A 13754-nucleotide genomic window follows, 5' to 3' on the forward strand; every position below is an offset into this window, starting at 1 on the left:
CGCTGGCGCTAATCCGACCTACAATTGCATGATTTGGCAGGAGATAGATGTTGCTCAAGCCTGCCCGTTCAATGCCATCTGCGTTAACCAAAGCCGAGTATCAAACTCCAACTGGTGATATTGCGGCTCCATATGGCAGCACAGCGAATAGAATGCTTTGTTGTGATCTTTCTCTTTCAGGTGCGCCAGTTCGTGAACCACAATCATGCGCAAAAAGGCTTCTGGCCCATTCTTAAATACCGTCGCGACACGAATCTCCGCTTTGGCTTTCAGTTTGTTCCCCTGAACGCGCGAAACCGCAGTATGCAGACCCAGCGCGTTATTCAAAACATGGATCTTGCTGTCATAGGCGACTTTATTAATCGGCGGCGCATTGCGCAGATACTGGTTCTTCAGATCTTGCGTCCACGCATATAGCGCTTTATCGGTCGTGATGTTGTGCGTATCCGGATACCGTTTTTGCAGCACCTCGCCCAGACGTTGTTCCGCAATCAATGTTCTGACCTGTGCGAGCAAATGCTCGGGATAGCCTTGAAGGTAGGTTAAATTGCTCATTAGATCTCGCTCGCTCGACGTCTTTCAAAAGGCAGTTGCGCAGTTTGAGGAAAAAAAAGGGTATACTCACGCCCCCATTCGGGGATAAGCAGAAATTTTACCATCCAGGAGGGCCGATGAGCCAATTAGACGACGGTTTCCGTTCACTGACACTAAAACGTTTTCCAGAAACGGACGACGTTAACCCACTACAGGCGTGGGAAGCTGCCGATGACTATCTTTTGCAGCAACTGGACGAAATCGAAATCAGTGGCCCGGTCCTGATTTTTAACGACACTTTCGGGGCGCTGTCTTGCGTGCTGGCTGAACACAAGCCATACAGCATCAGTGACTCATATCTTAGCGAACTGGCTATCCGTGAGAACTTGCGTGAGAACGGCATCGTTGAATCCAACGTAACGTTCCTTGATAGCACCGTTAAATACCCGGAAGCGCCAGCCGTGGTTCTGATTAAGATCCCTAAAACGCTGGCACTGCTTGAGCAACAGCTTCGTGCGTTGCGCCATGTTGTGACCCCTGAAACACGTATTATCGCGGGTGCAAAAACGCGTGATATTCACAACTCAACTATCGAGTTGTTTGAAAAGATTCTTGGGCCAACCACCACGACGCTTGCGTGGAAAAAAGCGCGTCTGATCAACACGACGTTCAATGCTCCGGCAATTAAAGAAGTACCCGAAACGCTGAACTGGAAACTGGAAGGCACGCCGTGGACGATTCATAACCACGCTAACGTCTTTTCCCGTACCGGTCTGGATATTGGTGCTCGCTTCTTTATTGAGAATCTGCCGACAGGCCTTGAAGGTGAAATTGTTGATTTAGGTTGTGGTAACGGCGTGGTCGGCCTGCACCTGTTGGAGCAGAACCCAGATGCAAAAGTGGTATTTGTTGATGAATCACCGATGGCCGTGGCATCCAGCCGCAAGAACATCGAATTCAACATGCCAGAAAACCTGGAACGCTGCGAGTTCATGATTAATAACGCATTGTCCGGTGTTGAGCCATACCGTTTTAACACCATTCTGTGCAACCCACCGTTCCATCAGCAGCATGCCCTGACCGATCAGGTTGCGTGGGAAATGTTCCACCACGCCCGTCGTTGCCTGCAAAATGGCGGCGAGCTGTATATCGTTGCTAACCGCCACCTGGATTACTACCACAAACTGAAGAAGATCTTCGGTAACTGTGACACCGTGGCTACGAACAAGAAATTCGTCGTATTAAAAGCCGTGAAACTAGGCCGTCTTCGCTAAATTTCCAGCGCTAAACGGGTGCCCTGCGCGATTGCGCGCCGGGCATCCAGCTCCATCGCCACATCCGCACCACCAATCAAATGCAGCGTTTTCCCCAGTTCGCGTAACGGTTCTGCCAGTTCACGACGCGAATCCTGACCGGCACAAATAATCACGTTATCGACCGCCAGCGTCTGCGGCTCTCCACCGACCGTTATATGCAGCCCTTCATCGTCAATTCTTTCGTAAGTCACGCCCGCCACCATTTTCACGCCACGCGCTAACAGCGTTGTGCGATGGATCCAGCCTGTTGTTTTGCCCAACCCTTCGCCAGGCTTACTGGTTTTGCGTTGTAGCATCACAATCTGACGTGGGCTTTTATGCAGATGTACGCCTTCCGGGCGTAAACCGCCCGCATGTTGCAGGCTAGTATCGATACCCCATTCCACGCAAAACTCTGCGATGTTCTGGCTGGTGGATTCCCCTTCCTGGCTTAAATACATCGCGGTATCAAAGCCAATCCCGCCAGCACCGATGATTGCCACACGGTTACCCACTGGTGCTTTCTCGCGTAGCACATCGATGTAATTGAGGACTTTAGGATGCATGATGCCGTCAATAAGCGGCAGGCGTGGCTCGATGCCGCAGGCGAGAATAACCTCGTCGAACTCTTTGAGCATTGGCGCGGTGACGTACTGATTAAGGCGAACTTCAACGCCCGTCAGCCCCAGCATGCGGCGGTAATAGCGTAGCGTTTCGTAAAATTCCTCTTTGCCGGGGATCTGCTTGGCGATATTAAACTGCCCACCGATTTCTGAAGCGGCATCGAATAATGTCACTTTGTGGCCACGTGCCGCGGCGTTGATCGCAAAAGCGAGTCCTGCGGGACCGGCTCCCACCACAGCCAGGTTTTTAAGCACGGCGGCAGGTACAACAGGCATTTTGGTTTCATGGCAGGCGCGCGGGTTCACCAGGCAAGAAGTGACTTTGCCGAGGAAAATCTGATCCAGGCACGCCTGATTACAGCCGATGCAGGTATTGATCTCATCTTCACGCCCTTGCTCGGCTTTGGAAACAAACTCGGCATCGGCGAGGAATGGCCGTGCCATCGACACCATATCGGCGTCACCTTCGGCAAGGATCTTTTCGGCTGTTTGCGGATCGTTAATTCGGTTAGTTGTGACCAACGGTATCGAAACCTGGCCCTTTAGTTTGCGCGTGACCCAACTGAATGCACCGCGTGGCACAGGTGTCGCAATGGTTGGAATACGCGCTTCGTGCCAGCCAATACCCGTGTTAATCAGCGTCGCGCCTGCATTTTCAATGGCTTTGGCAAGCTGAACAGCCTCTTCAAAAGTACCGCCACCCTCTACTAAATCGAGCATCGACAGGCGGTAAATAATTATGAAATTAATCCCAACTCTTTCACGAACTGCGCGTACCACTTCGATAGCAAAACGCATGCGTCGGGTGTAGTCGCCACCCCACTCGTCATCGCGCTGGTTGGTTCTTGCGGCCAGAAACTGGTTAATCAAATAACCTTCGGAACCCATGATTTCCACGCCGTCGTATCCGGCTTGCTTCGCAAGGCTCGCGCACTGAGCAAACTCTTCAATCAGCGTGAGGATTTCATCATGGGTCAATGCATGCGGCTTAAAGCGGTTAATTGGAGCCTGAATAGCGGAAGGGGCGACTGGGTTTGGTTGGTAGCTGTAGCGCCCAGTGTGCAGGATTTGCAGGGCAATTTTCCCACCTTCACGGTGTACGGCGTCGGTCACGACCTGGTGATGAGCAAGTTGGCTTTCATTGTTGAGCACAGCGCCGCTTTCCACGCCAACACCTGAAGGGGAAGGGGCAATGCCGCCAGTCACAATCAATGCCACACCGTGACGCGCACGCTCGGCATAAAAGGCGGCTAAACGATCAGCACCATTCGGATGTTCTTCAAGTCCGGTATGCATCGAACCCATCAGCACACGGTTTTTAAGCTGGGTGAAACCCAGATCTAGCGGGGCAAACAGCGACGGATAGCTCATATTCTCTTCCTGAAAAGGTCATTATTATTATGTGGTCGGATGAGTTAGTAATTTAGCGGGATGTAGCGTAAATGTGGGAAAGTTGTCTGATGATTGTGACGTGATTCAAAGAACGATGAGGTTTTCCGCAAGGGCAGAGGATTTAAATCTTCCCCCTGGAAAAGATATTTTCTTCTTATTCCAGAGGGCATAGCTAACTGACCTTTCCGTCAAAGAGAAGGGCGCATCACCAGACCTGGAGCCTGCCACATCGAAGTGGTTAAACCGCTATCCACCAGCGTGAGCTGGTCGGCATACACCTTCGTCCATTTACGTTTCATCTCGTCATACAGCTCACGGTGCGCTCGATTTGGCGTGAATTCGCGTTGCCATTGCACAAGACGCTCACCCGCTTCGGCAAGGTCGTTAAACAACCCAGCACCGACACCCGCAGCAATAGCACAACCGAGTGCCGTCGCCTCTTTAACGACGGGCACACGCACTGGTAACCCTGTTACATCACTCAGGATCTGGCTCCACAACGCGCCTTTAGAACCCCCGCCTGCAAATACCAATGATTCAAACTGGATGCCGGAAAAACCGGAAATCTGCTCAAGATTGCACGCAGAGACAATCGCAGCATTCTCTTCTAATGCCCGGAATAGTGTCGCTTTATTGCATTTTTCGGGGTCGATTGAGAGGTTAATAAATGACGGTGCTGCGTGATACCACTGTTTGAAATGCATGGCGTCGGAGAAAATCGGCATCACGCCGTGAGAGCCCGCAGGAACTCGCGCAGCCATATCTTCGAGCAGGGAGTAAGTGTCCACGCCAAGCCTTTCTGCCAGCAGTTTTTCTTCGGCGCAGAAGGCATCCCGGAACCAACGCATCGTCAGGCCGGTGAAGAAGCTGATGGATTCCGCCTGCACCATGTTGCTGATGACATGCGGGTTAATGCGGATATTCATCTCTGGATCGGTTTTGATAGCTGGCAGATTCACTACCTGCTGCCAGAACGTGCCGCCTAACACTGCCGCCTGTCCGGCGCGGACTACGCCAAGACCGACACAACCTAGCTGTACATCGCCACCCCCCATAACCACCGGAGTGCCAGCCAGTAAACCGCTCTGCTGTGACGCTTCTTGCGTTACACCACCAAGTACCGTACCGGTTTCTTTAACTGGCGAGAGAATATCTGCCCGCAATCCAGCCATATCCATCAGTGACGGTTGCCAGTCACGAGTCGCCAGATCGAGCATTCCTGTTGTACCCGCATTAGAAGGATCAACCGCCAGCTCGCCGCTGAGTTTTGCTGCCAGCCAGTCGCTGATCATGGTCACGGTCGCGGCCTGGCGATAAATATCCGGACGGTGATGCGCAAGCCACAACAGGCGCGGCATCGCGCTTAGCGCCAGCGTTTGACCAGAAACATGATAAACCTCGGATTCAAACTGGAAATCGTGGATCTCTTTAAGTTCGCTGACTTCACGGCTGGCGCGGGCATCAACGTTGGCACATGCCCAGATAGGATCGCCGTTACGATCGTAGAGCACGATCCCTTCGCGCATTGAACAGCAGGAAACTGCACTGATAGCACCAGGTGGAAGATGTGCTTTTTGGAGAGCTTCACGAATGCACTGGCAGGCAAGCTGCCAGTTGGTTGAGAGATCAAACTCCATCGATCCGGGGACATCGGTGATGCTTAGATGTTTCCATTCAGCCTGGCCGACGGCAATCTGGTGGCCTGAAGTATCAAAGATGACGGCGCGAATACTGCCCGTCCCGGCGTCTAATGCCAACAAGTAACTCATTGATTATCCCCGCAAGCTAAGGCGAGAGGTTAATCAGCCAAAGCTAACACCGCCCGCGCAGTCTCTTCTTCCGTCACCAGGCCGTTTATTCGCAGGCCTCGAAGTGCGGCATAAATAGCGTCCGCTTTGTCCACGCCTCCCGCGACACCCACAATGGTTGGGAGATGCGCCAGGTCGTCGAGCGTTACGCCAAGCAGTTCGCGGTGAATTTCCAGAGCTTCCACCAGTTCGCCATCCGCTTGCAGGAAATAGCCAAGAATATCGCCCACAGCACCTTTGCGGGCGTACATCAGTTGTTCTCCCTCGCTGATATAACCGGAACGTAAGATGGTCGCATCGCGCTTCTGGTTGATAGCGCCGATACCCACCACGGCGACATCCGCAGCCGTGGCTGCGAGAATGACATCCCGCACGCTCGACTCCATGCGTAAAATCTCTGCCACTTGGGGCGATGAAACCCGCAGTGGTGCCGGAATCATGCTAACGCTACATGCCGCATCCAATTGACCGATGCCGGTCATGTACGGCCCAACACCGCCGGAAAGCGTCACCAGACGAATCTGTTGCGAGCTGATAAAACCACTCAAATGTTGTAGGCAATTCATCGTTGCCTCACCAAATCCCACCGCCAGCAACTGCCCAGGTTCCAGAATCCCCATCAGTGATTGTGCTGCGCCAATGCCTAACCGCGTGTTCATCGGCGGGGTGTTATGCGCGGGAAGTACACGCGCAATTTTGAGGCCGAATCGCTGCTGCAACTGGGTTTCCAGTGCCAGGCATCCTTCAAAACGCGAGTTAATCTGTACGCGAATCACCCCAGATTGACGCCCTTTCTCCAGCAGGCGTGAAATCTTTAAACGTGGCAGCCCTAGCCGCTCACCAATGTCATTCTGTGTCAGGCCGTCGTGGTAGTAAGACCAGGCCACGCGTGCCAATAGCTCTTCTTCGGCCATTGGGAGTGCTGCTAGTTTCCCTTCATCTGCTGCTCGTTTATCGCTCATAAGTGAACTCTTATTAAAATTTAGATCATATGTTCGAAGGTGCGGGGTAAGAAAATGTGAGGCACACGGCAAAAAGATCATTTTCAGATGCAAATGGTTTAGCTGATCTATTTAAAAATTTTGTGATCTCTGCCCTGTTGTAAAAATTACCCGGCGTCTACGCTTTTGAACATTATTAATTCAATTTCTCTTTTGTTCAATTGTGGAGTGACGATGCCAAACACCACCGCAATGCTTGAAGCACAACAGATAAGCAAACAGTTTTCTGGTGTGAGCGTGCTCAAAGCTATTGATTTTGCTCTGTATGCAGGGCAAGTCCACGCATTGCTGGGCGGTAATGGGGCAGGGAAATCCACACTGATGAAGATTTTTGCCGGTGTGGAAACCCCAGATAGCGGTGAACTGAAGGTACAAGGCAAAGCATTTGGGCGGCTCAAACCAGGTCAGGCGCATGAGTTAGGCATTTACCTTGTGCCACAGGAACCGATGCTGTTCCCCAATCTGACGGTGCGCGAGAACATCCTTTTTCGGCTGCCGCGGCTAAACGATATGGAAAAGCGCCTGCAAGAGAAAATGCAGCAGCTTGAATGTCAGATCCCACTTAACGCTACAGCCAGCACGCTGGAAGTGGCCGATCAACAGATGGTCGAGATCCTGCGTGGTTTAATGCGTGAGGCGAAGATCCTGATCCTGGACGAGCCTACCGCGTCCCTTACACCTGGCGAAACCGAACGGCTATTTCGCCAGATCCGCGCTTTGCAAAGTCTTGGAGTGGGCATTGTGTTTATCTCCCACAAATTGCCGGAAATTCGCCAGCTTGCCAGCCATATCTCAGTGATGCGTGACGGTGCCGTAGTGTTACAAGGTGAAACTGCACAGCTTCTTGATGAGCAGCTGATCAACGCCATGACACCGAACGATCGCCAACACGCGTTAAGCGATACACAAAAATTGTGGCTGGCATTGCCGGGAAATCGTCGCACCGAACCACAGGATTTTCCGGTACTGCGCGTAGAGGAGCTGACCGGTGAGGGATTTATCGATCTTAGTTTTGAACTGTATGCAGGTGAGATCGTAGGCCTGGCCGGACTGGTGGGCTCCGGGCGTACTGAACTGGCAGAAACGCTCTATGGTTTACGCCCGGTTCGCGGTGGGCATATTTATTTAGAAAATCGTGAAATCAGCGGAGATCGTACCAAATCACGGCTAGATCGTGGACTGATTTACTTGCCAGAGGATCGCCAGGTTTCCGGGCTATTCCTTGATGCGCCGATCCGCTGGAATACAGTGGTGCTGAATGAGTCGGGCCTGTGGCAACAAAGCAGGCGGGAGTCCGCGATAGTGGAACGTTACCACCGGGCGCTAGGGATCAAACTCAACGATGCCGGGCAGACGGTGCGCACGCTTTCCGGTGGCAACCAGCAAAAAGTCCTGCTGGCGCGATGCCTTGAAGCCAATCCGCTGCTGCTCATCATTGATGAGCCAACGCGCGGTGTGGATGTGGCGGCGCGAGCGGATATCTATCAGCTGATCAAAAGTGTGGCGGCGCAAAATGTTGCGGTGCTGATGATCTCATCCGATCTTGATGAATTCAGCGGGCTTGCGGATCGCGTGCTGGTGATGCACCAGGGTGCCATGAATGGTGAGCTACGTAAGCCAGCAATCACTGTGGATCGCATGATGAGTATGGCGTTTGGCGGAGGTAAAGCATGAAAACATTGCTGCGCAACCGTGAACTCAGCGCGCTGCTGGCGATAGTTGCCCTATTTGGCGTGTTGGTCGGACTCAATCACAGTTACTTCAGCTTGCAAACGCTAAGCATGATATTCACCAGCGCTCAGATCCTGATCCTACTGGCGGTAGGGGCTTCGATGGTGATGCTGACGCGCAATATCGACGTCTCCGTGGGGTCTACTGTAGGGCTGTGTGCAATTGCTGTCGGCGTGGCGCTTAACAGCGGCTTCAGCTTGCCGGTATCGATGCTTTTTGCCTTGTTGATTGGCGCGGTGGCGGGTTTCTTTAATGGGATTTTAGTCGTCTGGCTGCGCATTCCCGCGATTGTAGCAACGCTTGGTACGCTCGGGCTTTATCGCGGCGGTATGTTGTTATGGACAGGAGGCAAATGGATTGAAGGACTGCCCCCTAATCTGAAATCGCTCTCCGAACCCGTCGCTTTGGGGATTTCCCCGCTTGGTTTTACGGTTCTTGCTTTAGTGGCTATCGCTGCCTGGGTATTTGCACGAACCGCTTTCGGGCGTGATTTTTACGCTGTTGGCGACAACCTGGCCGCTGCTCGCCAGCTTGGTGTTTCGGTAAACCGCACCCGTCTTATGGCATTCACTTTCAATGGCATGCTGGCGGCTATCGCCGGGATTATCTTCGCTTCGCAAATTGGCTTTGTACCTAATCAAACCGGCAGCGGGCTGGAGATGAAAGCTATCGCAGCTTGTGTGCTGGGCGGTATCTCTCTGCTTGGTGGTACTGGAACGGTCATTGGTGCATTTCTCGGCGCATTTTTCCTCACGCAAATCGACACTGTTCTGGTGCTCTTCAAACTCCCTGCCTGGTGGAATGACTTTATTGCAGGTCTGGTTTTACTCGGCGTACTAGTGCTTGATGGGCGGTTACGCCAGGCACTGGCGCGCCATCAGCGGGCGCAAAAATACAGCCGTTTTGTACCGCCATTACCGGGGGCTAAAAACGTGCGGCCTTTTCCGCGCAAGAAGAAGGATGTAGCGTAAATGAGCAAGCTGAAACTTAACTGGGAAGTGGCGCTATTGCTGATTCTGGTGGCAGAAATTCTGCTGTTCGGTGCAATTAACCCACGCATGTTAGACATCAATATGCTGCTGTTTAGCACCAGCGATTTTATCTGCATCGGCATAGTGGCGCTGCCGCTGACGCTTGTGATCATCAGCGGTGGCATTGATATTTCGCTGGGTTCAACGATTGGCCTGTGCGCTATTGCGCTGGGGGTGATGTTGCAGGCGGGTTTGCCAATATCTGTAGCCATAATTTTGACCCTGGCAGTCGGCCTGCTGTGCGGATTGTTTAATGCGGCATTGATTCACTACACCGGCATCAGCCCGCTGGTTATCACGCTCGGCACGCTTTATCTGTTCGGCGGAGCGGCATTGCTGCTTTCCGGTATGGCGGGTGCGACGGGTTATGAAGGTATTGGTGGCTTTCCGGATGCATTTACCAACTTTGCCAATCTGACGCTTTTCGGTCTCCCCATTCCGCTGGTGATGTTTGCCGTTATCACGCTGATTTTCTGGCTACTGACCCACCGCGCACGCTTTGGTCGCCATATTTTTCTGATTGGCCAAAACCCGCGAGCGGCGCGTTATGCGGCATTACCGGTGAACGGCTCACTGTATGGCGTCTACGGCATGGTGGGGTTGGCGTCAGCTATTGCGGCGATTGTGCTGGTTTCGTATTTCGGCTCGGCGCGTTCTGATTTAGGGCGCGATTTGTTAATGCCTGCTTTAACGGCGGCAGTGCTGGGTGGGGCGAATATTTATGGCGGTTCCGGTTCGATTTTGGGAACAGCACTGGCGGCTCTGTTGGTGGGGTATTTGCAACAAGGTTTACAGATGGCTGGCGTGCCTAATCAGGTATCGAGTGCGTTGTCCGGTGCGCTGTTGATTGTGGTGGTCATTGGTCGTTCGGTGAGTTTGCACCGCGAATATCTACAAGCGGCGTGGCGTCGTTTGCGCGGTAAAAGAAAACTAACGGGAGTGTGATTATGAAGCAGACAACAAAACGCGTCCTGCAACTCAGTGCATGGGCATTAGCCTTTGGTGTGTTTAGTGTGCAAGCCGCCGACAGGATTGCCTTTATTCCAAAACTGGTTGGCGTGGGCTTCTTTACCAGCGGTGGCAATGGCGCGATGCAGGCGGGCAAAGATCTCGGTGTTCCGGTGACTTACGATGGGCCAACTGAACCAAGCGTCTCCGGCCAGGTGCAGCTTATCAACAACTTCGTCAATCAGGGTTATAACGCGATTATTGTCTCAGCGGTTTCGCCAGATGGGCTGTGCCCTGCGCTTAAACGCGCCATGCAGCGCGGGGTAAAAGTGCTGACCTGGGACTCTGATACTAAACCTGAATGCCGCAGTATTTACATCAACCAGGGAACGCCGCAACAGCTCGGTGGCATGCTGGTGGATATGGCGGACAAACAAGTTACTAAACCTGCTGCCAAAGTTGCATTCTTCTACTCGAGCCCAACGGTGACGGATCAAAACCAATGGGTGAAAGAGGCAAAAGCGAAGATTGCGAAGGATCATCCAGAATGGGAAATCGTCACCACACAGTTTGGCTATAACGATGCCACCAAATCTCTGCAAACTGCCGAAGGGATCTTAAAAGCGTACCCGGATCTGGATGCGATCATTGCGCCCGATGCTAACGCATTACCTGCTGCCGCACAGGCTGCTGAAAACCTGAAACGCACCAATGTGACGATTGTCGGTTTCAGCACGCCGAACGTCATGCGCCCGTATGTTGAACGCGGAACGGTGAAAGCCTTTGGCCTGTGGGACGTAGTGCAACAGGGTGAAATTGCGGTGAACGTCGCAAATACGCTGCTGAAAAAGGGCGATCTTAACGTTGGTGACACTGTTGATGTGGCTAAAATTGGCAGCCTGAAAGTCGAGCCGAATAGCGTACAGGGCTATCAGTATGAAGCGAAAGGCAACGGTATTGTGCTGCTGCCGGAGCGCGTAGTGTTCACCAAAGAGAACATCGGTAAATACGACTTCTGAGGAGGGAAAAATGGCAGATCTTGATGATATCCGCGAAGGCAAAGATTACGGCATTGGCCGTCCTCAGGAGAACAAAGCGTTTTACCTGAAGGGCAGCGGGGCGCTGGACTGGGGAATGCAGTCGCGCCTGGCGCGAATCTTTAACCCTGATTCCGGGCGCACCGTGATGCTGGCGTTTGATCACGGTTATTTCCAGGGGCCGACGACGGGCCTTGAGCGCATTGATTTATCTATCGCTCCTCTATTCCCGGAAACGGACGTGCTGATGTGTACACGCGGAATACTGCGCAGCGTTGTGCCGCCTGCTACCAACAAACCGGTGGTGTTACGCGCCTCTGGCGGGAATTCGATTCTCAGTGAATTGTCGCGTGAAAGTGTGGCTGTGACTATGGAGGATGCGCTGCGCCTCAACGCCTGTGCGGTGGCGGCGCAGATTTATATCGGCAGTGAATACGAGCATCAGTCGATCAACAACATCATCAAGCTGGTGGACGAAGGCACACGCTATGGCATTCCAACTCTCGCTGTAACCGGTGTGGGTAAGGAGATGGCGCGTGATGCGCGTTATTTCTCGCTCGCCAGCCGAATCGCTGCAGAAATTGGGGCGCAGTTTGTGAAAACCTATTTTGTCGAAGAGGGTTTCGAGAAGGTTGCTGCCAGTTGCCCGGTGCCAATTGTTATCGCCGGGGGTAAAAAATTGCCGGAACAAGAGGCGCTGGATATGTGTTTCCGGGCCATCGATCAGGGCGCATCGGGCGTGGATATGGGGCGTAATATCTTCCAGTCAGACGCGCCGCTCGCCATGCTAAAAGCGGTGAAAAAGGTGGTGCATGAAAATGTTCCCGCCCGCGAAGCGTATCAATTCTGGCTGGATGAAAAACACCATGGAGGCAAGGCATGAACGTGACGCTGGTGGAAATTAATATTAAACCGGAGCGTGTGGACGAGTTTATGGACGTGTTCCGCGCCAATCATGAAGGCTCAATCAAAGAACCGGGGAATCTGCGTTTTGATGTGTTGCAGGACCCTGAAGTCGCAACGCGATTTTTTATCTACGAGGCGTATCAAAACGATGAAGCCGTGCTGGCGCATAAGCAAACGCCGCATTACTTAGCGTGTGTTGATAAGCTTAAAGGGATGATGTCAGAACCGCGTCAGAAGCGGAGTTTTGTGGGGTTATTGCCAAAAAACTAATTTCTATGAAAATGTATAACGCCGCAGATTTTTGCGGCGATTTTTCGAGTGCTAAACAGAACAGTACTCAAATTGAGTTGTCGTTTATTAATTTCTCTATCATGGTGTCTGCTGTATAGCTTTTCATTAACTTAGCATCTATAGGAGCCAAAGTTTGGTTCATAAAGGTGGCAAGATTATCTATAGAATCTACATCCCATATAAAAATCCGATCAGGTGAGTAGAAATCACATTTTTTTATTTCAACATTAGTTGTTATCAGTTTTTTATTGAAAAATAATGCCTCAAGAGCACGTAGTGTAAGTCCTGCCTGTCCCAGTCTATTTATTTCAACCAGTATTTCGCAGTTCTTTATTTTTTCTAGGTTTTCTTGATAAGATAGGCTTACGTTTTTACAACAAGTTGGATATTTTTCCGCATTGTTTTTAGTCACTAAATAAAAATCAGTGTTATAATATAACTTGCTGATAATTGAATGTATTTTATTTAGTGTGTCAGCGCGGTATGTATCATATCCACCTACATAGAAACACTCTTTTGAGTGATTTTCCATATTGCATGGTAAGTAAGAAAGAAACTGTTGAGAGGTAAAGCTGATGAATTGTGGTAAAAATTTCATATTGTGATTTATGCAATCAAGTTGATCAAAGCTGTAGACATTGTTAAATACAGTTCTGATTTTACCTAAATAACTCTCATGCTGAGTGAGTAAACCTTTTTTACGCATGTGATAATTCAATTTTTCAATGGTGTCACGGACAATAATTATCTTCTTGCATGGTATGGTGGCTACAATATCAATTATTGCCAGGGCACTGTAACCTGTACAAATAACAAGATCATTTTTGGTTATTTTTTTGAACTTCAAAGCTGCGTGAGCTTTTGTATGTAGTTTTTTCAAGAAGCTGAAATGAATATATTTTTGAATGGTTTTATATCTGTGCAGTACGCGTGATATTTTTACTGTGTCATATTGAGACGATAAATTATCAATCATTAACTTTCCATGTTCTGCATTCCACTCAACAAAAAAGATACGCATCTGAAATTCATCTCTCACTTTAAATGAGAGGGTATTGTACTATAAAATATTTCTCGTATCTGGGGATCTTTTCTTTCAACATGAAAAATGTAGTGGTCACGATTTCAGATATAAATAACATCCAATACCGTGACCA

At 51.0% G+C, this 13754-nt stretch carries 12 protein-coding genes; 7 read left to right on the forward strand and 5 right to left on the reverse strand.

Features of this window, described 5'->3' with window-relative positions; all coding sequences use genetic code 11:
- Window positions 1-54 precede the first annotated feature (54 nt).
- Window positions 55-555, reverse strand: coding sequence for a M48 metallopeptidase family protein (locus LVQ77_RS11575; protein WP_151993030.1), 501 nt, complete (start codon window positions 553-555; stop codon window positions 55-57).
- A 116-nt stretch (window positions 556-671) separates the two neighbouring features.
- Here LVQ77_RS11575 and rlmG point away from each other — a divergent pair, with 116 nt between their 5' ends.
- Window positions 672-1808: a 23S rRNA (guanine(1835)-N(2))-methyltransferase RlmG gene (rlmG, locus tag LVQ77_RS11580; protein WP_232904486.1), complete on the forward strand. Its 1137-nt coding sequence runs from the start codon at window positions 672-674 to the stop codon at window positions 1806-1808.
- On the opposite strand, the gene LVQ77_RS11585 is transcribed toward rlmG, so the two are convergent.
- The 3 genes from LVQ77_RS11585 to lsrR form a co-directional block, all read right to left on the reverse strand.
- A complete protein-coding gene (locus LVQ77_RS11585) occupies window positions 1805-3823 on the reverse strand; it encodes an oxidoreductase (protein ID WP_232904487.1) in 2019 nt (672 codons plus the stop codon). The genes rlmG and LVQ77_RS11585 overlap by 4 nt on opposite strands.
- 209 nt (window positions 3824-4032) lie before the next feature.
- Window positions 4033-5613: an autoinducer-2 kinase gene (gene lsrK, locus LVQ77_RS11590; protein WP_232904488.1), complete on the reverse strand. Its 1581-nt coding sequence runs from the start codon at window positions 5611-5613 to the stop codon at window positions 4033-4035.
- Between the two features lie 29 nt (window positions 5614-5642).
- Entirely contained in the window at window positions 5643-6614 is a 972-nt protein-coding gene (lsrR, locus tag LVQ77_RS11595) for a transcriptional regulator LsrR (protein WP_232904489.1), read from the reverse strand.
- Window positions 6615-6845: 231 nt separating this feature from the next.
- Here lsrR and lsrA point away from each other — a divergent pair, with 231 nt between their 5' ends.
- The 6 genes from lsrA to lsrG are packed head-to-tail and all read left to right on the forward strand — an operon-like array spanning window position 6846 to window position 12576.
- On the forward strand, window positions 6846-8327 hold the full coding sequence (lsrA, locus tag LVQ77_RS11600) for an autoinducer 2 ABC transporter ATP-binding protein LsrA (RefSeq protein ID WP_232904591.1): 1482 nt from the start codon (window positions 6846-6848) through the stop codon (window positions 8325-8327).
- Window positions 8324-9355, forward strand: coding sequence for an autoinducer 2 ABC transporter permease LsrC (lsrC, locus tag LVQ77_RS11605; RefSeq protein ID WP_232864668.1), 1032 nt, complete (start codon window positions 8324-8326; stop codon window positions 9353-9355). Before lsrA ends, lsrC begins: the two co-directional genes overlap by 4 nt.
- The gene (gene lsrD / locus LVQ77_RS11610) at window positions 9356-10360 is read left to right on the forward strand and encodes an autoinducer 2 ABC transporter permease LsrD (protein WP_232904490.1); all 1005 of its coding nucleotides are present in this window, start codon (window positions 9356-9358) and stop codon (window positions 10358-10360) included. It abuts the gene before it with no gap.
- A gap of 2 nt (window positions 10361-10362) precedes the next feature.
- The gene (gene lsrB / locus LVQ77_RS11615; RefSeq protein ID WP_232904491.1) at window positions 10363-11382 is read left to right on the forward strand and encodes an autoinducer 2 ABC transporter substrate-binding protein LsrB; all 1020 of its coding nucleotides are present in this window, start codon (window positions 10363-10365) and stop codon (window positions 11380-11382) included.
- A 10-nt stretch (window positions 11383-11392) separates the two neighbouring features.
- Window positions 11393-12283: a 3-hydroxy-5-phosphonooxypentane-2,4-dione thiolase gene (gene lsrF / locus LVQ77_RS11620; protein WP_232904492.1), complete on the forward strand. Its 891-nt coding sequence runs from the start codon at window positions 11393-11395 to the stop codon at window positions 12281-12283.
- The gene (gene lsrG / locus LVQ77_RS11625; protein ID WP_232904493.1) at window positions 12280-12576 is read left to right on the forward strand and encodes a (4S)-4-hydroxy-5-phosphonooxypentane-2,3-dione isomerase; all 297 of its coding nucleotides are present in this window, start codon (window positions 12280-12282) and stop codon (window positions 12574-12576) included. Before lsrF ends, lsrG begins: the two co-directional genes overlap by 4 nt.
- A 67-nt stretch (window positions 12577-12643) precedes the next feature.
- Here lsrG and LVQ77_RS11630 read toward each other — a convergent pair whose 3' ends face one another.
- Window positions 12644-13618: a WaaS/CpsH family glycosyltransferase gene (locus LVQ77_RS11630; RefSeq protein ID WP_232904494.1), complete on the reverse strand. Its 975-nt coding sequence runs from the start codon at window positions 13616-13618 to the stop codon at window positions 12644-12646.
- Window positions 13619-13754: the final 136 nt, after the last annotated feature.

Source organism: Buttiauxella cochleicola (assembly GCF_021282435.1).
GTDB lineage: Bacteria > Pseudomonadota > Gammaproteobacteria > Enterobacterales > Enterobacteriaceae > Buttiauxella > Buttiauxella massiliensis.

Bases quoted from the DNA above. Each gene is read 5' to 3' on its own strand.
- LVQ77_RS11575 (WP_151993030.1), bottom strand. From the start codon at position 555: ATGAGCAATTTAACCTACCTTCAAGGCTATCCCGAGCATTTGCTCGCA.
- rlmG (WP_232904486.1), top strand. From the start codon at position 672: ATGAGCCAATTAGACGACGGTTTCCGTTCACTGACACTAAAACGTTTT.
- LVQ77_RS11585 (WP_232904487.1), bottom strand. From the start codon at position 3,823: ATGAGCTATCCGTCGCTGTTTGCCCCGCTAGATCTGGGTTTCACCCAG.
- lsrK (WP_232904488.1), bottom strand. From the start codon at position 5,613: ATGAGTTACTTGTTGGCATTAGACGCCGGGACGGGCAGTATTCGCGCC.
- lsrR (WP_232904489.1), bottom strand. From the start codon at position 6,614: ATGAGCGATAAACGAGCAGCAGATGAAGGGAAACTAGCAGCACTCCCA.
- lsrA (WP_232904591.1), top strand. From the start codon at position 6,846: ATGCTTGAAGCACAACAGATAAGCAAACAGTTTTCTGGTGTGAGCGTG.
- lsrC (WP_232864668.1), top strand. From the start codon at position 8,324: ATGAAAACATTGCTGCGCAACCGTGAACTCAGCGCGCTGCTGGCGATA.
- lsrD (WP_232904490.1), top strand. From the start codon at position 9,356: ATGAGCAAGCTGAAACTTAACTGGGAAGTGGCGCTATTGCTGATTCTG.
- lsrB (WP_232904491.1), top strand. From the start codon at position 10,363: ATGAAGCAGACAACAAAACGCGTCCTGCAACTCAGTGCATGGGCATTA.
- lsrF (WP_232904492.1), top strand. From the start codon at position 11,393: ATGGCAGATCTTGATGATATCCGCGAAGGCAAAGATTACGGCATTGGC.
- lsrG (WP_232904493.1), top strand. From the start codon at position 12,280: ATGAACGTGACGCTGGTGGAAATTAATATTAAACCGGAGCGTGTGGAC.
- LVQ77_RS11630 (WP_232904494.1), bottom strand. From the start codon at position 13,618: ATGCGTATCTTTTTTGTTGAGTGGAATGCAGAACATGGAAAGTTAATG.